The 22641-nt window shown below is 69.4% G+C and carries 21 protein-coding genes; 12 read left to right on the forward strand and 9 right to left on the reverse strand.

The window, feature by feature from the left end; all coding sequences use genetic code 11:
- The first annotated feature begins 97 nt into the window (after window positions 1–97).
- Complete coding sequence (locus H0B54_RS07680) at window positions 98–937, forward strand: helix-turn-helix transcriptional regulator (RefSeq protein WP_188259853.1); 840 nt, start codon at window positions 98–100, stop codon at window positions 935–937.
- A 4-nt stretch (window positions 938–941) separates the two neighbouring features.
- On the opposite strand, the gene H0B54_RS07685 is transcribed toward H0B54_RS07680, so the two are convergent.
- The 5 genes from H0B54_RS07685 to rph all read right to left on the reverse strand — a co-directional run bounded on the left by H0B54_RS07685 (window position 942) and on the right by rph (window position 5981).
- Window positions 942–1448: a dihydrofolate reductase gene (locus tag H0B54_RS07685; RefSeq protein WP_188259854.1), complete on the reverse strand. Its 507-nt coding sequence runs from the start codon at window positions 1446–1448 to the stop codon at window positions 942–944.
- Between the two features lie 32 nt (window positions 1449–1480).
- Window positions 1481–3172 (reverse strand): methyl-accepting chemotaxis protein, encoded by a 1692-nt coding sequence (locus tag H0B54_RS07690; protein WP_188259855.1) that lies wholly within the window; start codon window positions 3170–3172, stop codon window positions 1481–1483.
- A 188-nt stretch (window positions 3173–3360) separates the two neighbouring features.
- A complete protein-coding gene (hemW, locus tag H0B54_RS07695; protein ID WP_188259856.1) occupies window positions 3361–4527 on the reverse strand; it encodes a radical SAM family heme chaperone HemW in 1167 nt (388 codons plus the stop codon).
- Window positions 4515–5117 (reverse strand): RdgB/HAM1 family non-canonical purine NTP pyrophosphatase, encoded by a 603-nt coding sequence (gene rdgB, locus H0B54_RS07700; protein ID WP_188259857.1) that lies wholly within the window; start codon window positions 5115–5117, stop codon window positions 4515–4517. The genes hemW and rdgB overlap by 13 nt, the downstream gene beginning before the upstream one ends.
- A 144-nt stretch (window positions 5118–5261) precedes the next feature.
- Window positions 5262–5981 carry a ribonuclease PH gene (gene rph, locus H0B54_RS07705; protein WP_094301317.1) on the reverse strand — a complete coding sequence of 240 codons (720 nt, stop codon included), beginning with the start codon at window positions 5979–5981 and terminating at the stop codon, window positions 5262–5264.
- Between the two features lie 163 nt (window positions 5982–6144).
- Here rph and hrcA point away from each other — a divergent pair, with 163 nt between their 5' ends.
- The 3 genes from hrcA to H0B54_RS07720 all read left to right on the forward strand — a co-directional run bounded on the left by hrcA (window position 6145) and on the right by H0B54_RS07720 (window position 8493).
- The gene (gene hrcA, locus H0B54_RS07710) at window positions 6145–7185 is read left to right on the forward strand and encodes a heat-inducible transcriptional repressor HrcA (protein ID WP_094301316.1); all 1041 of its coding nucleotides are present in this window, start codon (window positions 6145–6147) and stop codon (window positions 7183–7185) included.
- 64 nt (window positions 7186–7249) lie between these two features.
- Window positions 7250–7858, forward strand: a complete 609-nt coding sequence (gene grpE, locus H0B54_RS07715) for a nucleotide exchange factor GrpE (RefSeq protein ID WP_094301315.1) — start codon at window positions 7250–7252, stop codon at window positions 7856–7858.
- A 269-nt stretch (window positions 7859–8127) separates the two neighbouring features.
- Entirely contained in the window at window positions 8128–8493 is a 366-nt protein-coding gene (locus H0B54_RS07720; RefSeq protein WP_014239024.1) for a response regulator, read from the forward strand.
- 35 nt (window positions 8494–8528) lie between these two features.
- On the opposite strand, the gene H0B54_RS07725 is transcribed toward H0B54_RS07720, so the two are convergent.
- Window positions 8529–9425 carry a DUF1848 domain-containing protein gene (locus H0B54_RS07725; RefSeq protein ID WP_188259858.1) on the reverse strand — a complete coding sequence of 299 codons (897 nt, stop codon included), beginning with the start codon at window positions 9423–9425 and terminating at the stop codon, window positions 8529–8531.
- A gap of 93 nt (window positions 9426–9518) precedes the next feature.
- Here H0B54_RS07725 and H0B54_RS07730 point away from each other — a divergent pair, with 93 nt between their 5' ends.
- Window positions 9519–10034 carry a hypothetical protein gene (locus H0B54_RS07730; protein ID WP_094301313.1) on the forward strand — a complete coding sequence of 172 codons (516 nt, stop codon included), beginning with the start codon at window positions 9519–9521 and terminating at the stop codon, window positions 10032–10034.
- 212 nt (window positions 10035–10246) lie between these two features.
- Here H0B54_RS07730 and H0B54_RS07735 read toward each other — a convergent pair whose 3' ends face one another.
- The gene (locus H0B54_RS07735; protein WP_014239027.1) at window positions 10247–10450 is read right to left on the reverse strand and encodes a hypothetical protein; all 204 of its coding nucleotides are present in this window, start codon (window positions 10448–10450) and stop codon (window positions 10247–10249) included.
- A gap of 400 nt (window positions 10451–10850) precedes the next feature.
- Between H0B54_RS07735 and dnaK the strand changes: the two genes are divergently transcribed.
- From dnaK to H0B54_RS07750, 3 genes are all read left to right on the forward strand, one after another.
- Window positions 10851–12920: a molecular chaperone DnaK gene (dnaK, locus tag H0B54_RS07740; protein ID WP_281389995.1), complete on the forward strand. Its 2070-nt coding sequence runs from the start codon at window positions 10851–10853 to the stop codon at window positions 12918–12920.
- Window positions 12921–13081: 161 nt separating this feature from the next.
- A complete protein-coding gene (gene dnaJ / locus H0B54_RS07745; protein WP_188259860.1) occupies window positions 13082–14224 on the forward strand; it encodes a molecular chaperone DnaJ in 1143 nt (380 codons plus the stop codon).
- A 309-nt stretch (window positions 14225–14533) separates the two neighbouring features.
- Window positions 14534–15661 (forward strand): diguanylate cyclase, encoded by a 1128-nt coding sequence (locus tag H0B54_RS07750; RefSeq protein ID WP_188259861.1) that lies wholly within the window; start codon window positions 14534–14536, stop codon window positions 15659–15661.
- 9 nt (window positions 15662–15670) lie between these two features.
- On the opposite strand, the gene H0B54_RS07755 is transcribed toward H0B54_RS07750, so the two are convergent.
- Entirely contained in the window at window positions 15671–18196 is a 2526-nt protein-coding gene (locus H0B54_RS07755) for an ABC transporter permease (protein WP_188259862.1), read from the reverse strand.
- Between the two features lie 162 nt (window positions 18197–18358).
- Window positions 18359–19093, reverse strand: a complete 735-nt coding sequence (locus tag H0B54_RS07760; protein ID WP_188259863.1) for an ABC transporter ATP-binding protein — start codon at window positions 19091–19093, stop codon at window positions 18359–18361.
- Window positions 19094–19097: 4 nt separating this feature from the next.
- Between H0B54_RS07760 and H0B54_RS07765 the strand changes: the two genes are divergently transcribed.
- The 4 genes from H0B54_RS07765 to thpR are packed head-to-tail and all read left to right on the forward strand — an operon-like array spanning window position 19098 to window position 22627.
- Window positions 19098–19835: an arylesterase gene (locus H0B54_RS07765; RefSeq protein ID WP_246472395.1), complete on the forward strand. Its 738-nt coding sequence runs from the start codon at window positions 19098–19100 to the stop codon at window positions 19833–19835.
- 6 nt (window positions 19836–19841) lie between these two features.
- A complete protein-coding gene (locus H0B54_RS07770) occupies window positions 19842–21017 on the forward strand; it encodes an FIST signal transduction protein (RefSeq protein WP_188259864.1) in 1176 nt (391 codons plus the stop codon).
- Between the two features lie 13 nt (window positions 21018–21030).
- Entirely contained in the window at window positions 21031–22074 is a 1044-nt protein-coding gene (locus H0B54_RS07775; protein ID WP_188259865.1) for an NADP(H)-dependent aldo-keto reductase, read from the forward strand.
- A gap of 16 nt (window positions 22075–22090) precedes the next feature.
- Window positions 22091–22627 carry an RNA 2',3'-cyclic phosphodiesterase gene (gene thpR / locus H0B54_RS07780; RefSeq protein WP_188259866.1) on the forward strand — a complete coding sequence of 179 codons (537 nt, stop codon included), beginning with the start codon at window positions 22091–22093 and terminating at the stop codon, window positions 22625–22627.
- Window positions 22628–22641: the final 14 nt, after the last annotated feature.

A 22641-nucleotide genomic window follows, 5' to 3' on the forward strand; every position in this document is an offset into this window, starting at 1 on the left:
CCGATCAGGGTCGCAGGCCACTGTCGGCGAGGGGCTTATCCTGGTAAAGTCGTGACGTTATCGGGGTATAATGACCAACAGGACGGGCCGGCGCGTCATGACGGAGAACGGTTCCGCGCAACACCGCTCCGGTGAGAGCCGCTTGGGCGCCTATCTGAAGGACCGCCGGGCGAGGCTCGATCCCGCGGCCTTCGGCTTTTCCGCGGAGCGTCGGCGCACCCGCGGCCTGCGCCGCGAGGAGGTCGCCCAGCGCGCCAACATCAGCACCACCTGGTACACCTGGCTGGAACAGGGGCGTGGCGGAGCGCCGTCCGCCGACGTGCTGGAGCGCATCGCCCGCGCCCTGATGCTCACCGACGCCGAGCGCGAGCATCTCTTCCTCCTCGGCCTCAACCGCTTGCCGACCGTGCGCTATCCGGTGGGGGAGGCGGTCACGCCGCGCCTGCAGCGCGTGCTGGACGCGCTGAACCCCAGCCCCGCCCTGCTCAAGACGGCGACCTGGGACGTCGTCGCCTGGAACCGCGCCGCCGCCGCGGTGCTGACCGATTACGGCGCCCTGCCGGCGGCCCGGCGCAACATCCTGCGGCTCATCTTCTGCGACCCGCGCGTGCGGGCCGCCCAGTTCGATTGGGAGGGCGTGGCGCGCTTCGTCGTCGGCGCCTTCCGCGCCGATGCGGCGCGTGCCGGTGCCGACGACGCGGTGAAAGCCCTGGTCGAGGATCTGTCGCGCCAGAGTCCCGAATTCGCCGCCCTGTGGACCGCGAACGACGTGAGCCATTTCGGGGAAGGCGTCAAACGCCTGCGCCACCCCACGCTGGGCACGCTGGAGCTGGAATATTCGGCCTTCGCCGTGGACGGGCGCCCGGACCTGACGATGCTCGTCTACAACCCGGCGTCTCCGGAGGACGCCGAGCGGGTGCGGGCGCTGCTGGGCTGACCCGTTATGGGCCGGCCCCGACGGAGCGCCGTACGAGGTCCACGTACCGGTAATCCAGACCATTTTCGCTCAACAACGGGCCGCGCTCCGTCTCCACCCACTCCGGCCCCAACGGCGGCATGACGGTGTCGCCCTCGACATCCTGCTCGACGCGGGTCAGGTGGACGATGTCGGCGAGCGGCAGGGTTTCGCGGAACAGCTCGGCGCCGCCGATCACGCTGATCTCCGGCACAGCGCTGGCGCGGCACCAGTCCAGCGCCGCGTCGAGGCCGCCGAACCAGCGCGCGCCGTCCCGCTCGCCCGGCGGGGCGCTGCGGCTGACCACCAGATTGTCGCGGCCGGGCAGGGGCTTGCGGGGGAGCGACTCCCAGGTGCGCCGGCCCATCAGGACCGGCTTGCCCATCGTCAGCTCCCGGAAGCGCTTCAGGTCGCCGGGCAGGGACCAGGGCAGGGTGCCGTTGCGGCCGATCACGCCGTTGCGCGCCGCGGCCACCACCAGACTGATGCGCATCCCAACCCCTTTCCCGGTCCGTTCACCCCACCTTACGCCGCGCGGAGCTGCTGGAGGAAGCCTCCGACCTCGCGGTGCAGCGTGTCGAGCTGGTGGCCCAACCGCCGCGACATCTCCAACACGTCACGGGCGGTGGCGCCGCTCCGGGTCGCAGCACCGGTGACGCCGGTGATGTTGGCCGATACTTCCTGCGTGCCGCCCGCCGCCTCCTGGACGTTGCGGCTGATCTCGCGGGTCGCCGCCCCCTGCTCCTCGACCGCGGAGGCGATGGAGGTGGCGATCTCGTTCACCCGCAGGATGACCTGGGTCACGCCCTGGATCTCGCCGACCGCGTCGCCGGTCACCGTCTGGATGTTGGCGACCTGGGCGGCGATCTCCTCCGTGGCCTTGGCGGTCTGGTTGGCCAGCGCCTTGACCTCGCTCGCCACCACGGCGAAGCCCTTGCCGGCCTCGCCGGCGCGGGCCGCCTCGATGGTCGCGTTCAGCGCCAGAAGGTTGGTCTGGCTGGCGATGTCGTTGATGAGCTGCACCACGGCGCCGATCTTCTGCACCGCCTCGGCCAGCCCGCCGACCTTGTCGTTGGCCCGCCCGCTGAGGGTCACCGCCTCGCCCGCGATGCGCGACGACTCGGCGACCTGCCGGCTGATCTCCTGAATCGAGCCGGCCAGCTCCTCCGACGCGGCGGCCACGGTCTGCACGTTGGCGGAGGTCTGCTCCGTCGCCGCGGCGACCGAGGTCGCCAGCTCGTCGGTCTGGGCGGCGGCGCGGTTCATCTCGGCCGCGCGCTCCTCCATGGTCGCCGCCGCGTCGGACACGGTGCGGACGACGGCGCCGATGCTCTGCTCGAAGCTGGCGGCCAGCGCCAGCATGGCGCGGCGCTTCTCCTCCTCGGCGCGCTGGGCCGACGCGGCCTGCTCGGCCTCCAGCCGCTGCTTGTCGCGGGCGTTGGTCTGGAAGACCAGCACGGCCTTGGCCATGGCGCCGATCTCGTCGCCGCGCTCCGCCTCCGGAAAGCGGGTGGACAGGTCGCCGTCGGCCAGCGAGCGCATCTTGGCGCCCAGCCCGCGCAGCACCCGGCTGATGTCGGTGCCGACCCAGGCGATCAGGCCGATGGCCGGCACCGCCAGGACCAGGATGACCGCGGCCAGCGTCCACAGCTGGTCCAGAAAGGCGGCGCGGATGTCGTCGATGAAGATGCCGCTGCCGATGAAGATGTTCCACGGCTCGAAGCCGCGGACATAGCCCAGCTTCACCGCCAGATCGCTGCCGCCGACCGTGCGCGGCCAGTCGTATTCCAGCAGGCCGTCGCCGGTGGCGCGGACCATGCGGATGAACTCCACGATCATGTGGACGCCGTTGGCCGACTTCAGCGGCTTGACGTCGGCGCCGATCAGCTTCGCGTTGACGTGGGCGAAGCCGTAGCCGTCCATGGTGTGGGCGAAGAGATACTCCTTGCCGCCGGCGTAGCGGATGCCGGCCACCGCAGCCTTGAAGCGGGCCTGGGCCTCCTCGCGGGTGATCTTGCCGGCGGCGGCCTCCGCCTCCAGCGTGGTGGCCAGGGTGACCCCGGTTTCCACAATGCTGTGCAGCGTCTCCAGCCGGTCGGCGTGCATGCGGCTGTAGTTGAGGTAAAGGCCGGCGCCGGCGATGGCGAAGGATGCGACCGAAGCCGCGACGACGAGCGTCCACAGCTTGGCCCGAATGGAAAGCCTTGTGAGGATCATGGGATGTCTGCCTGAAACTGTCTGCCCTTCCCTGTGTCCCGGCAAGCGGCAATTGTTTGCCCTTGTCCTTCGCCAGGACTTCAAGGATGGCCGACAGTCACAGGAAACTATAAACGGACGTATAAAAATGCGGGGTGCGCCGGGGACTGGGCGCCTTTGTCACACCACGTTTCCGGGTATTAGCGCGGTCAGGCCAGAAGAGCCCCCAGCACGGCGTTCAACCGTTGCCGTCCCTCGTGCGTGGCGCGCAACGTGTCCTTGCCGACCTCCAGGAAACCGCCGGCCACCAGACGCTCCAGAGCGCCGGAATCAACCAGCCCGTCGATGTCGCGGCCGGTCTCCTCGACCAGCCGGGCGCGGGCCACCCCCTCGCGCAGGCGCAGCCCCATCATCAGCAGCTCCGACCCGCGGGACTCGCGGGCGACCGGTTCGGGCGCGGCGGCGCCGTGGCCGTCGCGCTCCACCCGCTCCAGCCAGATCTCCGGGGCGCGGTGGGCGCGGGTGGCGAATTTCTCGCCGTCCAGCGTCAGCCGGCCATGGGCGCCGGGACCGACGCCGACGTAATCGCCGTAGCGCCAGTAGGTCAGGTTGTGGCGGCTCTCCTCGCCGGGGCGGGCGTGGTTGGAGATCTCGTAGGCGGGCAGCCCGGCGCGGTCCAACAGGCTCTGCGTCGCCTCGTAGAGGTCGCCGGCCAGATCCTCGTCGGGCAGCACCAGATCGCCCCGCGCGTGCAGGGGGAAGAAGGCCGTGCCCTCCTCGATGGTCAGCTGATAGACCGAGAGGTGACCGACCGCGTGGTCGAGCGCGCGGGTCAGCTCCGCCTCCCACGCCGCGACGGACTGGCCGGGGCGGGCGTAGATCAGGTCGAAGCTGAAGCGGGGGAAGGTGCGGGCGGCCAGAGCGATGGCGCCGGTCGCCTCGGCCGCGCTGTGCTGGCGGCCGAGGAACTTCAGCGCGGCGTCGTCCAGCGCCTGGATGCCCATCGACAGGCGGTTGACTCCGGCGGCGCGGAAGGCGCGGAACTTGTCGGCCTCGACCGAGGTCGGGTTGGCCTCGAGCGACACTTCCAAATCGCTGCCCACCGTCCAGCGGGCGGCGATGCGCTCCAGCACGGCGCCGACCGTCGCCGGCTCCATCAGCGACGGCGTGCCGCCCCCGAAGAAGACCGAGGTGACCCGGCGGCCGGGTGTTGCGTCCGCGTAATGATCCAGCTCCCGCACCAGCGCGGCGCGCCAGCGGTCATGCTCGACCCGGTCGCGGACGTGGCTGTTGAAGTCGCAGTACGGGCACTTCGCCTTGCAGAAGGGCCAGTGGATGTAGATCCCGAAGCCAGGATCAGGAATCACTTGAAGCATCGCTCCACAAGCTGGCGGAAGGCGTCGGCCCGGTGGCTCATCTCGTGCTTCTTGGCCGGGTCCATCTCGCCGAAGGTGATGTCGTAGCCGTCCGGCTTGAACATCGGATCGTAACCGAAACCATGCTCGCCGCGCGGCGGCCAGACCAGGGTGCCGGGGCAGCGGCCCTCGACCGTCTCGACATGGCCATCCGGCCAGGCGAGTGACAGGGCGCAGACGAAATAGGCGCTGCGGTCGGCCTGGCCCTTCAGCCCGTCCTCGACCTTGCCCATGGCCATTTGGAAGTCCTTGGCCGGACCGGCCCAGCGGGCGGAGTAGATGCCGGGATCGCCGTTCAGCGCCGGCACCACCAGCCCGCTGTCGTCAGCCAGCGCGACGTGCCCTGCCTTGGCGGCGGCCAGGGCCTTCAGCTCGGCGTTCGCGACGAAGCTGGAGCCCGTCTCCTCCGGCTCCGGCAGGCCAAGCTCGCCCGCGGACACGAAGGAGGCGGCGTAGGGGCCGAGCAGCTCCGCGATCTCGCGGACCTTGCCCTTGTTGTGGCTGGCGATCACCAGCGTGCCGCCCGTGAAGCGGCGGGGAGGCGTGGTCATGGGGAGTTCCTTCTGTCACATACCTTTGCCCCCACCCTGACCCTCCCCCGCTCTCGCAGGGGAGGGGAAATCGTCCCTCCCCTGCGAGAGCGGGGGAGGGAGGGGCCCGCGAAGCGGGAGGGTGGGGGCAAGCGCAACCGCGCCTTACTTCACCGCGATCGCCGCCTTCTGCAAGGCCACCAGCTCGTTGATGCCCTTGCGGGCGAGCGCCAGCAATTCCATGAACTGCGGCTCGCTGAAGGGGCGCTCCTCGGCGGTGCCCTGCACCTCGACGATGCCGCCGTTGCCGGTCAGGACGAAGTTGGCGTCGGCCTGCGCCGTCGAATCCTCGGCGTAGTCGAGGTCGAGGACGCTGGCGTCCTTGTAGATGCCGCAGGAGACGGCGGCCACATGGTCGGTCAGCGGCATGGTCTTGAGGGCGCCGATCTGCATCAGATGCTGGAAGGCCAGATGCAGGGCGACGAAGCTGCCGGTGATGGCGGCGGTGCGGGTGCCGCCGTCGGCCTGGATGACGTCGCAGTCGATCTTGATCTGCTTCTCGCCCATGGCGGCGCGGTCGGTGACGGCGCGCAGCGCGCGGCCGATCAGGCGCTGGATCTCCTGGGTGCGGCCCGACTGCTTGCCCTTGGCGGCCTCGCGGTCGGTGCGGCTGTGGGTGGAGCGCGGCAGCATGCCGTATTCGGCGGTGACCCAGCCGAGGCCCGTGTTCTTCAGGAAGCGCGGAACGCCCTCGTCCACGCTGGCGGTGCACAGGACGTGCGTGTCGCCGAAACGCACCAGGCAGGACCCCTCGGCGTGCTTGCTGAAATGGGGCTCAAGGGAAATGGTGCGCAACTGGTCGTGGGCGCGGCCGGAGGGACGCATCGGGCATGATCCGCAAATCTGTTGAAAACGGCGGCAAGCTAGCGCCCGCTGCCCCCGCCGTCCAGCGCGCAACCGGGGCGCACGTTGATTCGGCGGTGACACCTGCCTAAATTCGGGACGCCCCTTCCGCGCCTCAACAGCATCGTCCGGTTCCCGCCCCGCCATGATCACCGAGCTGAACCAACGGTCCCGCGAGATCTTCCGGCTGATCGTCGACGCCTATGTGGCGACCGGCGAGCCGGTGGGCTCGCGCACGATTTCGCGGAGGCTCGGCATGGCCCTGTCGCCCGCGACCATCCGCAACGTCATGGCCGACTTGGAAGAGCAGGGGCTGCTCTACGCCCCCCACACCTCCGCCGGCCGCATCCCGACCGAGGCAGGGCTGCGCCTGTTCGTCAACGGCCTGCTGGAGATCGGCAGCCTGACCGAGGATGAGCGCGGCTCCATCGAGGCGAAATGCGCCTCCTCCGGGCGGTCGCTGCAGGACGTGCTGGGCGAGGCGTCCACCCTGCTGTCCGGCCTGTCGCACTGCGCCGGGCTGGTGGTGGCGCCGAAGACCGACCGGCCGCTGAAGCACATCGAGTTCGTCTCGCTGGCCCCTGGCCGCGCGCTGGTCGTGCTGGTCAACGAGGACGGGCTGGTCGAGAACCGCGTCATCGAGGTGCCGGTGGGCGTTCCCGCCGCGACGCTCCAGATGGTGTCGAACTTCCTCAGCGCGAAGCTGGTCGGCCGCACGCTGGACGAGGCGCGGCAGGCCGTGCTGCGCGAGATCGAGGATCAGAAGACCGAACTGGACGAACTGTCGCAGCGCGTGGTCTCCGCCGGCCTTGCCACCTGGGCGGGCAGCGGCGGGCAGAACAGCGGCCAGCTCATCGTGCGCGGCCAGGCGAAGCTGCTGGAGGACGTCACCGCCCTGTCGGACCTGGAGCGCGTGCGCGCCCTGTTCGAGGCGCTGGAGACCAAGGAGACCATGCTGCGCCTGCTCGACGCCACCGGGAAGGGGGACGGGGTGCAGATCTTCATTGGCGCGGAGAATGTGCTGTTCGGCCATTCCGGCTGTTCGCTGATCATCTCGCCCTTCCAGAACAGCCGCGAGCAGGTGATCGGCGCCATCGGTGTGATCGGCCCGACCCGCATCAATTATGCCCGGATCATCCCGCTTGTGGATTATACAGCCAAGGTCATCAGCCGCCTTGTCGGGTGACGCCCTTGGCAATGCTTCACCCATCCCCCACCAGACGACGACCCAAGACGACAACGAGAGAGCCATGAGCGAAGAGCAGAACAAGCCCGCCGAAGCCGAGGTGGAGCAGACCGAAGCCGTCCAGGACAAGGCCGCCCAGGACAAGGCCGCGGACGCCGGTGCCGGGGATCGCGTGGCCCAGCTTGAGGCCGAGGTCGCCAGCCTGAAGGACCAGCTCCTGCGCCAGATGGCCGAGGTGGAGAACACCCGCCGCCGCGCCCAGCGCGACCGCGAGGACGCCAGCAAGTTCGCCGTGTCCAGCTTCGCCAAGGAGCTGGTGACGGTGGCCGACAACCTGCGCCGCGCGCTGGAGGCCGTCCCCGCCGAGGGCCGCGAGAACGACGAGGTGCTGAAGGGCCTCTCCGTCGGCGTGGAGGCGACGGAGCGCCAGCTCATCTCCGCCTTCGAGCGTGCGGGCATCAAGAAGATCGACCCGACCGGCGAGTTGTTCGACCCGAACTTCCATCAGGTGATGTTCGAGATCGAGAACACCGGCAAGCCCGCCGGCACCGTCGTCCAGGTGCTCCAGCCCGGCTACACCATCCATGGCCGCCTGCTGCGCGAGGCCATGGTGGGCGTCGCCAAGGCCGGTCCTCACGAGATGGGCGGCCAGCACGTCGATACGAAAGCCTGACCGTCCTCGGGACGGATGGCCTGACCGTCCTCCGGACGGCAGGCGGCACGTCTCTCGCGGCGGCGCGGCGGCATGGTCCGGCGCGCCGCTTTTTTTTCGTCCAGCCGCCTCACGAAGGGCGTCCGCCCGCGATCCTTTGCGTACCGAAGGGCTTGCGCCGGGAGAGTCCTTCGCCTATTCGCATCGGAACCCCGGTTCGCGTCGGGGAGTCTCGCGGCGCCCCAGGAATTGCCCGTTCCGGGCGGCCGCTCATTCAGGGAACCGGACCCGTGGCCAAGACCATCCTGACCGTCGACGACTCCAAGACCATCCGCGACATGGTCGCCTTCACGCTGCGCAACGCCGGCTATGGCGTCACCGAGGCGGCGGACGGCACCGCCGGCCTGGCGGAGGTCAACCGGCAGAAGTTCGACTGCATCATCACCGACCTGAACATGCCGGGCATGGACGGTCTGGCCCTGACCCGGGCCATCCGCGGCAGCGCGCTCAACCGCGCGACCCCCGTCCTGCTGCTGACCACCGAGGCCGACCCCGCCAAGAAGACCGCCGGCCGCGAGGCCGGGGCCACCGGCTGGCTGGTCAAGCCCTTCAACCCGGACAAGCTGGTCGAGACCGTGAAGAAGGTCTGCCCGTAACCGGGAAGGCGCCGAGACGGCGGGCTGGGGGGCCCTTACCCCGCCCGTTCCCGCGTGAACAGGAACTCTCCCGCCGGGTCGTGGGCGGCGAAGCGTCGCTGCGCGGTGGCGCGGTTGGCGACGGCGTAGCAATAGACGCAGCCGTGCGGGCAGGTGTCGTAATCGCCGATGTCGCGGCTTTCCGCGCACAGGCAGCCGGGGCGGTTGCCCTTCTCTTTGGCGGCGACGGCCCGCCCGGCGACGTCGGACAGCCGCTGCGCGTCGACGCAGCGGGCCGGCGCCGTGCCGGGGACACCGGCCAGCTCCGGCTGGGTGCACAGCGTCAGCGCCATGCCGTGCTCCGCGGCGATGCCGGCGAGGTCGGCCAGCAGGGCGCGCTTCTCCTCCGGGTCCGGGTCGCGCCAGGGCACACCGGCGGCGTCCAGGTTGCGCGCCGTCTTGCGGTAGGGCTGGAGGAAGGACACCACCGCCTCGTCGGTCAGGCCGCGCATCCGGCCGGCCAGCCGGGCGAAGGTCTCGCGGTGCCAGGACGGCGGCGTGGCGTCTGCCTCCACGATGGGCGCCGTCACGATGGGGTCGTAGCGCCAGACGGCGGCGCGCGGCCCCCAGCGGTCGCGCAGCCGGGCCATATGCTCCACCGCGCGCTCCGCGTCGGGGACGGAGCGCTCCAGCGCGCCCGGCAGGCCGGTGATGCTGTACTGGACGACGAAGGGAAAGCCACGCCCGGACACCTCCTCCAGCGCCGGCAGGAAGGGGCCGAGATTCTTGGTCCAGAAGACGAAGCCGTCGACCTCCGCGCGGGTCAGGCCGATGCGGTAGGTCTGGCCGCCGTAGGGGTTGACCATGCGGCAGTGTCCGGCCTCCAGCCGGTTCAGGAACCAGCGCCCGTAGAAGGCGGGAATGTCCGTCTTGTAGCTGGCGGAAACGATCATCGCCGAACCATGGTGGCTCTGTGGGCCGCGATCAAGGCTGGATTCGCCGACGGTTCGGCCTAAAGTGCCGGCACAGGATCAGGGGAGGATGCCGTGACGGGCGGACAGGACGGCCACAGCGCCGGCAACGATGCAGGCCACAGCGTGGAATGGGAAGGGGTGGTGCGGTTCCGGCTGCCGGACGGCTGGCGCGCGGAGGTGGAGGAGCATGAGGGCCACGCCGTGGCCGCCTTCCACCCGCCGGCCCCTGCGGGGGGCGTGCTGCGGCTGGTCACCGACCGGGTGGCGCCCAAGGACGGGCCGGACGGCGCCGTGGCGGTGCTGCGCGAGATGGCGCTGCGCTTCGTGCGCCCCGACGACCAGCGCGCCAGCGACCGGATCGTCGAGCCCTGGGGCGACGACGGCGTGCTGGCCCAGGCGGTGATGATGACGGAGGAGGACGGCGGCACCGACGCCCATTACCTCTGGCTGGTCGGGGCGGAGCGGGACGGCAAGGCGGCGGCGGCCATGTTCAGCTACCGCCTGCCCATGGTCATGGATGGGGACGAGTCCTGCGCCGGCACGCTGGCCCTGCTCGACGGGGCGATCCGCGCGGCGGAGATTCTGTAAAAGGCTGAGGGATTGCCTCCGGAAACAGGAAAGCCGCCCCGTCGAGGGCGGCTTTTTCTTTGGCGGCCTGATGTTCTTTGGCGGCCTGATGTCTTGCGAGCCCGAAGTCTCCGGCGTTCCCGCGCCGGTTCGGGCGTTCAGCGCTCAGGCAATCAAGATTCCGGCAATCAAGATTCCGGCAATCAAGATTCCGGCAATCAAGATTCCGGTGGTCAGCAGTGGCCGGCGCCGCCGGACATCAGGGCCTTCAACTGCGCCGCCTTCGGATCGAAGGCCATGGCCGCCTCCTCCGCCGCCAGGGCGGCCAGGCTGATGAAGCGCGCCAGATCGTCCAAGTCGCACTTCGTCGCGTCGTCCATAAGGCTGTCGAGGCAGGACTTGATGGCCAGAGCCATGTCGCGCCGTTCGTCCATCATCTTGATCCCCCTATGGAATGCTGCACACGGTCCCGCTTCGGAAAGCCATATCTGCGAGCAAGAGCGGCCCCCTGACCAGTGAGGGATATATCATATTTCCTTCGATTCTCCACTATTAGAATCTTCGGACAACAAAGAAACAAGGCAACCGGCAATTGATTGTGCGCAATAATGCACACCATTACTTGTTAATGAAAAGTTAACATGGCTGGGTTGCGGGGGTTTTGTTTGTGTTAAAGCCCTGTAACAGACCGCTTTCGGCGCGGTGGGGGGACAAAGGAAGCCCGCTGCACGCCTTATGCTTCTGAATACCCCGGTATTCACTTGCGACGCGAAGCCGCAGGCGTGACGATATGCCCCGGCGTGCGCGTCACCTTTTGGCCTTTTGACGGTTGGCGGAATGACCAGGACGTTGCAGCCCGAAACGCACCTGCCTATATCTCCGGCGACAGACGTGAATCCACCCAACCGTTCCACCGACCCCAAGGGGATCGCGGCGGTGCCGGACCATACGGGCCGCCACGCATCTGCCGAACAACAGAGGCTGAACATGAGCAAAGTCATTGGCATCGACCTCGGCACCACGAACTCCTGCGTGGCCGTCATGGAAGGCTCCAGCGCCAAGGTGATCGAGAACGCCGAAGGCACGCGGACCACGCCCTCCATGGTCGCCTTCGCGCAGAACGCGGAGCGTCTGGTCGGCCAGCCGGCCAAGCGTCAGGCGGTGACGAACCCCGAGAACACCCTCTTCGCGATCAAGCGTCTGATCGGCCGCCGCTACGACGATCCGCTGACCAAGAAGGACCAGGGCCTCGTCCCCTACAAGATCATCTCCGGCGACAACGGCGACGCCTGGGTGGAGGCCGTCGGCAAGAAGTACAGCCCGTCGCAGATCAGCGCCTTCATTCTGCAGAAGATGAAGGAGACGGCGGAGAACTATCTGGGCGAGAAGGTGACCCAGGCGGTCATCACCGTTCCGGCCTACTTCAACGACAGCCAGCGCCAGGCGACCAAGGACGCCGGCAAGATCGCCGGCCTGGAAGTGCTGCGCATCATCAACGAGCCGACGGCGGCCGCTCTGGCCTACGGCATGGAGAAGAAGGGCGCCGGCACCATCGCGGTCTACGACCTGGGCGGCGGCACCTTCGACGTCTCGGTGCTGGAGATCGGCGACGGCGTGTTCGAGGTGAAGTCGACCAACGGCGACACCTTCCTCGGCGGTGAGGACTTCGACGCCCGCATCATCGACTACCTCGCCGACGAGTTCCAGAAGGAGCAGGGCATCGACCTGCGCAAGGACCGCCTGGCCCTGCAGCGCCTGAAGGAAGCCGCGGAGAAGGCGAAGATCGAGCTGTCCTCGGCCATGCAGACCGAGGTCAACCTGCCCTTCATCACGGCCGACCAGTCCGGCCCGAAGCACCTGAACGTCAAGCTGACCCGCGCCAAGCTGGAAGCCCTGGTGGACGAGCTGGTCCAGCGCACGATCGAGCCCTGCAAGGCCGCCCTGCGCGACGCCGGCCTGAAGGCCAACGAGATCGACGAGGTGATCCTGGTCGGCGGCATGACCCGCATGCCCAAGGTCATCGAGGCGGTGAAGCAGTTCTTCGGCCGTGAGCCGCACCGCGGCGTGAACCCGGACGAGGTGGTCGCCATCGGCGCCGCCATCCAGGGCGGCGTGCTGAAGGGCGAGGTGAAGGACGTCCTGCTGCTCGACGTGACCCCGCTCAGCCTGGGCATCGAGACGCTGGGCGGCGTGTTCACCCGCCTGATCGACCGCAACACGACGATCCCGACCAAGAAGTCCCAGACCTTCTCGACCGCCGAGGACAACCAGAACGCGGTGACCATCCGCGTCTTCCAGGGCGAGCGCGAGATGGCCGCGGACAACAAGCTGCTCGGCCAGTTCGACCTCGTCGGCATCCCGCCGGCACCGCGCGGCGTGCCGCAGGTCGAGGTGACCTTCGACATCGACGCCAACGGCATCGTCAGCGTCACGGCGAAGGACAAGGCCACCGGCAAGGAGCAGCAGATCCGCATCCAGGCGTCGGGCGGCCTGTCGGACGCCGACATCAACAAGATGGTGAAGGACGCCGAAGCCCACGCCGCGGACGACAAGAAGCGGCGCGAGTTGGTGGACGCCCGCAACCACGCCGATGCCCTGATCCACACCACCGAGCGGACGATCAAGGAGAACGGCGACAAGATCCCGGCCGCCGACAAGACCGCCGCCGAGGCCGCCGTGGCCGAGCTGAAGTCGGTCATGGACGGCGAGGACGTGGAGGCCGTGAAGGCGAAGACCGAGGCCCTGGCCCAGGTGTCGATGAAGCTGGGCGAGGCCATGTACAAGGCCGGCCAGGGCGAGGCCCCCGGCGCCGGTGCCGCCGGTGCTTCGGGCGCCGCCCCGAACGAGCCGGGCGTGGTCGACGCCGACTTCGAGGAAGTGGACGACGACAAGAAGAAGTCGGCGTAAGCGTTCGGAACCGGAGGCAATCGTTGGGCAGCCGCCCGTTGCCTCCGGTGTCACAGCCGGGAGAACCCGGCGCCATGCAGTATCGTCCGGCCCGTCATCCGTCCTGCGGTGGCGGGCCGGAGATACGATTGGTCTATTGTATGTGAAGGCGGTCGGGGCCCATGGCGAAACAGGACTATTACGAGCTGCTCGGGGTGGCGAAGGGCGCCAGCGCGGACGAGATCAAAAAAGCGTACCGCAAGATGGCGATGCAGTATCACCCGGACCGCAACCAGGGTGATAAGGACGCCGAGCACAAGTTCAAGGAAATCAACGAAGCCTACGACGTCCTGAAGGACGAGCAGAAGCGCGCGGCATACGACCGCTTCGGCCACGGCGCCTTCGAGAACGGGCGTGGTGGCGGCGGCGGCTTCGGCGGCTTCGATTTCGGCGGCGGCGGCGGCGGCTTCGCCGACATCTTCGACGAGATGTTTGGGGAGTTCATGGGCGGGCGCCGCGGCGGCGGTGCCGCGTCGGGCCGCGGCCAGGATCTGCGCTACAATCTGGAGATCGGGCTGGAGGAGGCCTTCAAGGGCACCACGGCCAATGTCCGCGTTCCCTCCACCGTCGCCTGCGATTCCTGCAGCGGCTCCGGTGCGGCGGCGGGGACCCAGCCGGTCACCTGCCCGACCTGCCAGGGCCACGGCAAGGTGCGCGCCCAGCAGGGCTTCTTCACCATCGAGCGCACCTGCCCGGCCTGCCACGGCCAGGGCCGCGTCATCAAGGACCCCTGCAAGAGCTGCGGCGGTGCCGGGCGCCTGCGCAAGGAGAAGACCCTCCAGGTCAACATCCCCGCGGGCGTGGAGGACGGCACCCGCATCCGTCTGGCCGGCGAGGGCGAGGCGGGCTTGCGCGGCGCGCCGCCGGGCGACCTCTACATCTTCCTGGCCATCGCGCCGCACCCGATCTTCCAGCGCGACGGCGCCAACATCCACTGCCGGGTGCCGATCCCGATGACCACCGCGGCGCTGGGCGGCACCGTGGAGGTGCCGACCATCGAGGGCAGCCGCACCAAGGTGACGGTCCCGCCCGGCACCCAGTCCGGCCACCAGTTCCGCATCAAGGGCAAGGGCATGTCGGTGCTGCGCAGCCAGCAGCGCGGCGACATGTACATCCAGGCCGTCGTCGAGACTCCGGTCAACCTGACCAAGAAGCAGCAGGAGCTTCTGCGCGAGTTCGACAACGCCGGCAAGGAAGGCTCCCACCCGCAGTCCGAAGGCTTCTTCGCCAAGGTGAAGGAGCTTTGGGAAGACCTGAAGGACTGACCGGTTTCCCGCCCTTCCGACCGTAGGAAAAGGCCCGGCCCCCAGCCGGGCCTTTTTTCATGCCGGGCCATTTTTCATACGCACCGCGTGCTTTTGCCCCAGTGGTATGACCAATCCAGCGTTGACAGCGGCGGGCGGCGGGAAGACTGTCCCGGCAAATCACGTACAAATGCGCTGACGCCACAGGCCGCGCCGCATACGCACGTATCCCTGGAAATCACAGCAATTGCCGTTGCCGATGGGGGGCATCGCGTGTATCAACAAGCGCTTAATCTCCTCAGACGGTTCGCGGAGAGGGCATTCCAGGCGGTGAGCGGCGATCTCTCCTTCGAGCAGTTGCGCGACCTGATGCATCCGGGGGGGCACACCCCGATCATCCAGCGTCGCCGGGCCGTGCTGATCCATTCCCGCGTCCGCATGGTCGCGGCGGTCTTCGCCGTGCTGACGCCGCTGTGGATCGTCATCGACGTCTTCATCTTCCCCTGGCCGTTGTGGGGCTATCTGGCCGGCCTGCGGCTGGTCTCCAGCTTCGCCTTCGGCGCGCTGGCGCTCGGCTACCGGATCTGCGACGACATGGGCAGCGCGTGGCGGGGGCTGGCCCTGCTGCTGTCGGTGCCGACGGTGTTCTTCCTCGCCTCGCACCCCATGCTGAACGAGGACATGATCGCGGGAAGCGCGCTGGCGGTGGCCGCCGGCTACGCCTTCCTGCCCTTCGTGATGGTGGCGGGGCTCAGCGTCTTCCCGCTGACCGCGCTGGAGGGGCTGGCCTTCGCGACGCCGATGCTGGCGGCCCACATGCTGGCCGGGGTCTACGGCTCGCTGGTCTTCCCCTTCCCCTCCTATCTGGGCGCCCTGTGGCTGCTGGTGCTCATCATGGTGGTGGCGACGCTGGCGGCGATGAGCCAACTGCATTTCATGATGGCTCTGGTCGATCAGGCGTCCCACGACGGCCTGACCGGCGCCTTCTCCCGCCGCATCGGGGAGGAGCTTCTGCGGCTGCAGTTCGCCCACGCCCAGCGCTCGGACCATCCGCTGTCGGTGATCTTCTTCGACCTGGACAATTTCAAGTCGATCAACGACCGGTTCGGCCACGACCAGGGCGACAAGCAGCTGGGGCGGTCGGCGGAGGCGATCCGCGCCATGCTGCGCCAGTCCGACGTGCTGGTCCGCTGGGGCGGGGAGGAGTTCGTGGTCATCATGCCCAACACCGGCCGTCAGGGTGCCCTGACCGCGGTGGAGCGGTTGCACGAGCGCGGGCTGGGCAAACGCTCGGACGGCACCCTGCAGACCGCCAGCATCGGCGTCGCCGAATACCTCCACGACCGCCCGGTGGATTGGGAAAGGCTGGTCGATCTGGCCGACCAGCGCATGTACGCGGCCAAGCAGTCCGGCAAGAACCGGATCGTCGCCGACGACCGCGTCCCTGAACCGGCCTGACCGCTCCCGTCAGTCGTTGCGCAGCAGCGGGGCGGAGGGCTGGCCGAGCGCCCGCCACGTCCCGAGAAAGCCGAAGGCCAGCGTGATCGCCGTGCTGAGCAGCGCCGTGGTCAGCACGGCCGACGGCAGGAAGGTCCAGTCCCAGCGCATCAGGAAGGTCATCACCGCCCAGGCCGTGATGGTGCCGATGACCCCGGCGATGGCCGCGGTCAGGATGCCGAGCAGCCCGTATTCCAGCAGGAACGCCTTCAGCACGTCGGCCCGCGTGGCGCCCAGCACCTTCAGCACCACCGCGTCGTAGACCCGGCGGCGGTGCCCGGCGGCGACCGCGCCGGCCAGCACCAGCGTGCCGGCGGCCAGCGTGATGCCCGCGGTGATGCGCACCGCCGTGCCGATGTGGCCCAGCATGGTGCCCACCGTGTCGAGCGCGTCCTTCACCCGCACCAGCGTGACGTTGGGGAAGCGCTGCAGGACGGAGCGCTGCACCTCCGGCTCCGCTTGCGGGGTGCTGCGGATGGTGGCGATCCAGGTCTGCGGCGCGCGTTCCAGCGTGCCCGGCGCGAAGACCATGGTGAAGTTGATGGCCAGCGTCGAGAAGTCGGCGGCGCGGACGTTGGCGACCTTGGCCTCGATGGTCCGGCCCAGGATGTTGACGCCCAGCGTGGCGCCGGGGCCGATGCCGAAGGCGTTCGCCACATTCTGGTGGATGGAGATCAGCGGCGTGCCCCTGTAATCCTCCGGCCACCAGGAGCCGGCGACGATCTCCGAATGCTCGGGCAGCTTGGCGGAGTAGGTCACGCCGCGGTCGCCGGACAGCACCCAGGACTGCTCCGGGTTGATCAGCGCCTTCTCCGCCGGCCTGCCGTCCACCGTCTCGATCCGCCCGCGCAAGGACGGCACCGCCTCGAACCCGCTGGTGCCGGGCAGGGCGGTGAGCGTCTGCTTCAACGGCTCGAACTGGTCGGGCTGGATGTCCACGAAGAAGAAGCTGGGCGCGTCCTTCGGGATCGTCTCGTTGACCCGGCGGGAGAAGTTGCCCTCGATCAGCGCGATGGCGACCAGCACGGTCAGGCCGAGGCCGAGCGACAGCACCACCGCCCCGGTCGGGTTGCCCGGCCGGTGCAGGTTGGCGAGCGCCAGCCGCAGCCCCGGACGGCGCGGCCGTCCCGCCGCCGCCGCCCCGCGCACCACCAGCCAGGCGGCCACGCGGAAGGCGATGAAGGTAGCGATCGAGCCGCCGACGAACCAGGCGGCGAACATCCTGTTGTGGGCGGTGGCGACGGCCAGCCCGGCCAGCGCCGCGACGGTCAGCACCATCGCCGCCAGATAGACGGCGCGCGGGCGGCCCCCGGCGGGGGCGACCACGTCGCGGAACTGCGCCGCCGCCGGCACCTCCCGCGCGCGGCCCAGCGGCCACAGCGAGAAGGTCAGGGCGGTCAGCAGGCCGTAGAGCGCGGCGAGCGCCAGGGCGCTCGGGTAGACGCCGATCCGGGTGGGCACCGGCAGCACCGAGTCGAGCAGTGAGCCCAGACCCAGCGGCGCCACCGCGCCGAGCAGCAGCCCCAGCAGGATGCCCAGCCCGGACAAAGCGAGGATCTGCAGCAGATAGACCTGGAAGACCAGATCGCCCGGCGCGCCCAGGCATTTCAGCGTGGCGATGGTGCGGGCGCGCGAATCGAGATGGCTGCGCACCGCGTTGCCAACCCCGACCCCGCCGACCAGCAGGGCGGTCAGCCCGACCAGCGTCAGGAACAGCGTCATGCGGTCGATGAAGCGCTCGATCTGCGGGGAGGCGTTGGTGAAATCGCGGACCCGCCAGCCGGCGTCGGGGAAGCGCGCCGTCAGCGCCTTCTGCCATGCCGCCACGTCGGTGCCCGGCGGCAGGGCCAGCTTGGCGGTCCAGTAGACGATGCTGCCGGGCTGGAGCAGGCCGGTGCCCTCCAGCGACGGCAGGCCGATCATCACCCGCGGCCCCAGCGAGAAGGCGCCGTTGGACGCGCGGTCCGGCTCCCGCGTCAGGACACCGCGCACGGCGAACTCGCCCTCGCCCAGCCGCAGCGTGTCGCCGGTCTTCAGCCCCAGCCGGTCGAGCAGCCCGTCCTCGACCAGCGCGCCCCAGCGCCCGTCGCGGTTGGCCAGCGCCGTGTGCAGGTCGCCCTCCGGCGCCAGGGCCACGGAGCCGTAGAGCGGGTAGACGCCGTCCACCGCCTTCAGCTCGACCAGCGTGGAGCGCGAGTCGTCGGCGGACCGCGCCATGGCGCGCATTTCCACCGATTGCGACAGGCGCCCAGCCTGTTCCAGCCAGGCGCGCTGCGTGTCGGTCGGCGGTGCGTAGATCTGCCGCAGTGCGACGTCGCCGCCCAGGATGGCCCGCCCGTCCGCCTGCAGACCGGACAGCACGCCGCCGGACACGGAATTGACCGCGGCGATGGCCGCGACGCCGAGCGTCAGGCAGGCCAGAAAGATGCGGAACCCTTTTAGTCCCCCGCGCAGCTCGCGGCGGGCCAGACGGAAGGCGAGGGCGAGGTTGGTCATGGGGGCGTCCGGTGGGGGTGTGGATTGGTGGTGGGGAATGGTCGCGTCGGGCCCCCACCCAACCCTCCCCCGCTTTCGCAGGGGAGGGCTTATCTCCTCCCCCTGCGAAGCGGGGGGAGGCCGGGAGGGGGGCACCAAAGCGACCGCTCCCCAAAGAAACGTTCAGTCCCCCGCCACGCGGACGCGCTCGGCGCGGGCGGCCATGCCGTCGTCGACGATGCGCCCGTCGGTCAGGCGCACGGTCCGGTCGCAGCGGTCGGCCAGGGATGGGTCGTGGGTGATCAGCACCAGCGTCGTGCCGCGCCGCTCGGCGAGGTCGAACAAAAGCTCCACGATGGTGGCGCCGGTGCCGATGTCCAGGTTGCCGGTCGGCTCGTCGGCCAGCAGAAGCGACGGCTCCGCGACGAAGGCGCGGGCCAGGGCGACGCGTTGCTGTTCGCCGCCGGACAACTGGCCCGGATAATGGCTCAGCCGGTGGCCCAGCCCGACCGCTTCCAGCCCCTGCCGCGCGCGGTCGAAGGCGTCGGCGGCCCCGGCGAATTCCAGGGGTATGGCGACGTTCTCCAGCGCGGTCATCGTCGGCACGAGGTGGAAAGCCTGGAAGACGATCCCCACATGGTCGCGGCGGAAGCGCGCAAGCCCGTCCTCGTCCAGCCGGCCCAGATCCTGTCCGGCAACGCGCACGGTCCCGCCCGTGGGGCGTTCCAGCCCGGCCATGACCATCATCATGGTCGATTTGCCGGAGCCCGACGGGCCGACCACGCCGACCCGTTCACCGGGCTGGATGCGGAGATTCAAGCCTCTCAGGATGTTGACGGGTCCGGCCGCGCTGTCCAATCTCAGATGCACCTCGTCGAGATCGACGATGGCAGAGGCAACGGAATCGGGTCGGGACATTGGCATGCGTCTCTGGAACGGGCGGGGGAACGGGCGGGAAAACCTCACGCCATATGGCATGGTGCGCCGCCATTTCAACATGGCCCTCCTTCGGTCGGGGCTGGCCGCGCTCGCCGTCCTTGCGGGACTCGGCATGACCGTTCCCGCGTTCGCCCAGGGTGGTTCGGGGAAGGGGCCTTACACCCTGCTCGCGCTCGGCGACAGCCTGACCGCCGGCTATGGCCTTCCCGAAGCGCAGGCATTCACCGTGCAGTTGCAGGCGGCGCTGCGGGCGAAGGGCTACGACGTCGCCGTCGTCAACGCCGGCGTGTCGGGCGACACCACGGCGGGCGGGCTGTCGCGGCTTGACTGGGCGCTGGCCGACAAGCCGGACGCCGTGCTGGTGGAGCTGGGGGCGAACGACATGCTGCGCGGACTCGACCCCGCCGCGGCGCGCGCCAACCTCGACGCCATCCTGAAGCGGCTGACCGGCGAGAAGCTGCCCGTGCTGCTGGCCGGCATGTACGCGTCGCCCAGCCTTGGACGTGCGTACGGGGACCGCTTCAACGCCATCTACCCGGATCTGGCGAAGACGTACGACGTACAGCTCTACCCGTTCTTCCTGGACGGCGTGGCGGCCGACGCCGCGCTGAACCAGCCTGACGGCATCCATCCCAACGCGGCCGGCGTGAAGGTGATCGTGGAGCGCATCACGCCCCATGTCGCCCGCCTTCTGGACGGCATCGCCAAAAACGGAGGCTGAAGACCCATGGCGACCCTGGCCGGCGACACCGCCACCACCGAAAGCTACTTCAAGGCCGCATCGGCCACCGGCACCGAATGGGGCGCCGTCGTCAAGTCCTGCCTGGACGAACTGGGGGCGGTGGAGGGCTGCAACCTCGGCTTCCTCTACATCACCGACGCGCTGGCCGAGCACGCGACGAGCATGGTCACGCTGCTGCGCGGCGTCACCGGCATCCGCGACTGGGTGGGCACGGTCGGCATCGGCATCTGCGCCAACGACGAGGAAATCTTCGACAAGCCGGGCATCGCCGTGATGGTGGCCCGCCTGCCGCCGGAGGGCTTCCGCCTGTTCCCGGTGGTGTCGGGCGACATGGAGCCGCTGCGCCGCATGGCCGGCGGCTGGCTGGACAAGCACGGCGCCATGCTGGCGCTCGCCCACGCCGACCCACGCCACCAGGACTTGGCCGGGCTGGTCGTTTCGCTGGCGGAATCAACCGGGGCCTTCCTGGTCGGCGGCCTATCGGCCTCCCGCTCGGAGTTCCCGCAATTCACCATCCCCGGCAACACCGCCACGATGACCGCCGGGCCGGTGGCCGACGGCGGCGTGTCGGGCGTGCTGTTCGCGCCGCAGGTGCCGGTCGCCACCGGCCTCAGCCAGGGCTGCACGCCCATCGGCCCGGTGCGCACCATCACCGCGGCGGACGACAACGTCGTCCTTGAGATCGACGGGCGCCCGGCGCTGGAGGTCTTCAAGGAGGACATTGGCGAACTGCTGGCCCGCGACCTCAAACGGGTGTCCGGCTACATCTTCGCCGGCCTGCCCATCGCCGGGAGCGACACCGCGGATTATCTGGTCCGCGACCTGATCGCCATCGACCCGCGCGCCGGCTGGATCGCCGTCGCCCACCATGTGCAGAGCGGCCAGCCCATCCTGTTCACCCGCCGCGACCAGCAGAGCGCCGAGGCCGACATGCGCCGCATGCTGGCCAATCTGAAGAAGCGCGTGAAGACCCCCCCGAAGGGCGCGCTCTATGTCAGCTGCATCGCCCGCGGCCCCAGCCTGTTCGGCGAGGGCAGCCAGGAACTGGCGCTGATCCGCGAAACCTTCGGCGACATCCCGCTGGCCGGATTCTTCGCCAGCGGCGAGATCTCCAACGCCCGCCTGTATGGATACACAGGCGTGCTCACCCTGTTCCTTTAAGGATCATAGCCAAATGCAATACCGTCCGCTCGGCCGCACCGGCCTGTCGGTCAGCGCCATCGGCCTGGGCACCATGACCTGGGGCCGCCAGAACAGCGAGGCCGAGGGCCACGCCCAGATGGATTACGCGCTCGGCGAGGGCGTGAATTTCTGGGACACGGCGGAGATGTACGCCATCCCCCCGACCGCCGACACGTACGGACGTACGGAGGAGGTGATCGGCAGCTGGTTCAAGGCGACCGGCAAGCGCGACCAGGTGATCCTGGCGAGCAAGGTCGTCGGGGCCACCGACGGCGGCTTCGCCTGGGTGCGCAACGGCGAGGCGAAGCTCGACCGCGCCAACATCTTCGCGGCGGTCGAGGCCAGCCTGCGCCGGCTCCAGACCGACTACATCGATCTGTACCAGCTCCACTGGCCCGACCGTTCCACCAACCGCTTCGGCGCGCGCAACTACGTCCACCGGCCGGAGAAGGACGGCACGCCCATCGAGGAGACTCTGGCGGCGCTCGACGAGCTGGTCAAGTCCGGCAAGGTCCGCCACATCGGCGTCTCGAACGAGTCGCCCTGGGGGGTGATGCAGTTCCTCAAGCTGGCGGAGGACAAGGGCCTGCCGCGCATCGCCTCGATCCAGAACGCCTACAACCTGCTGAACCGCACCTTCGAGCAAGGTCTGGCCGAGGTGTCGCTGCGCGAGGATGTCGGGCTTCTCGCCTATTCGCCGCTGGCCGCCGGCACGCTGTCGGGCAAGTATCTGGACGGCGCCGTGCCCGCCGGCACCCGCCGCGCGCTGGATCACCGCAAGTCGCGCTACGCCACCGTCAACGCCGACGTGGCCACCAAAGAGTATCTGGATGTCGCCCGGCGCCACGGCCTGTCGCCGACCCAGATGGCCATCGCCTTCACCCTGCGGCAGCCCTTCGTCGCGTCCTCGCTGATCGGCGCGACGACCCTGGAGGACCTGAAGTCCAACATCGCGGCGGTGGACCTCACGCTGTCGGACGAGGTGCTGAAGGACATCGAGGCGGTCAACGCCCGCTATCCCGACCCCTGCCCGTAACCGTTCCGGAAAGCCAATGATCCGTCTCTTCGTCGCCCTCGATTTTCCGGAGGATGTGCGCCGGCGCCTGGCGGGGCTGGGCGGCGGCGTGCCCGGCGCCCGCTGGACCGACGCGGACAACCTGCACCTGACGCTCCGCTTCATCGGCGAGGTGCCGGAGGATCAGGCGGCGGAGATCGACGAGGCGCTGGCGCAAATCGCGGCGCCGGCCTTCGATCTGGTTCTGGACGGCGTGGGCGTGTACGGCAGCGGCCGCAACGCCCGCGTCCTCTGGGCCGGGGTGGAGCGCAGCGACGCCTTGTCGCACCTCCAGTCCAAGGTCGAGTCGGCGCTGGTCCGCTGCGGCCTGCCGGCGGAGGAGCGCAAATTTTCGCCCCACGTCACGCTCGCCCGGCTGAAGGACGCGCCGAAGGACCGGATCGGGCGCTTCGTCGAGGAGCGCGGGATGTTCCGCGCCGGTCCGATCCGGGTGGAGCACTTCACGCTCTACCGCAGCCACCTGGGCAAGGGGGCCGCGGTGTACGAGGCGCTGTCGGAATTCGGGTTGGGGTGACGGACGGGCGGCGT

The sequence above is a fragment of the Azospirillum tabaci genome (genome assembly GCF_014596085.1).
GTDB classification, from domain to species: Bacteria; Pseudomonadota; Alphaproteobacteria; order Azospirillales; family Azospirillaceae; genus Azospirillum; species Azospirillum tabaci.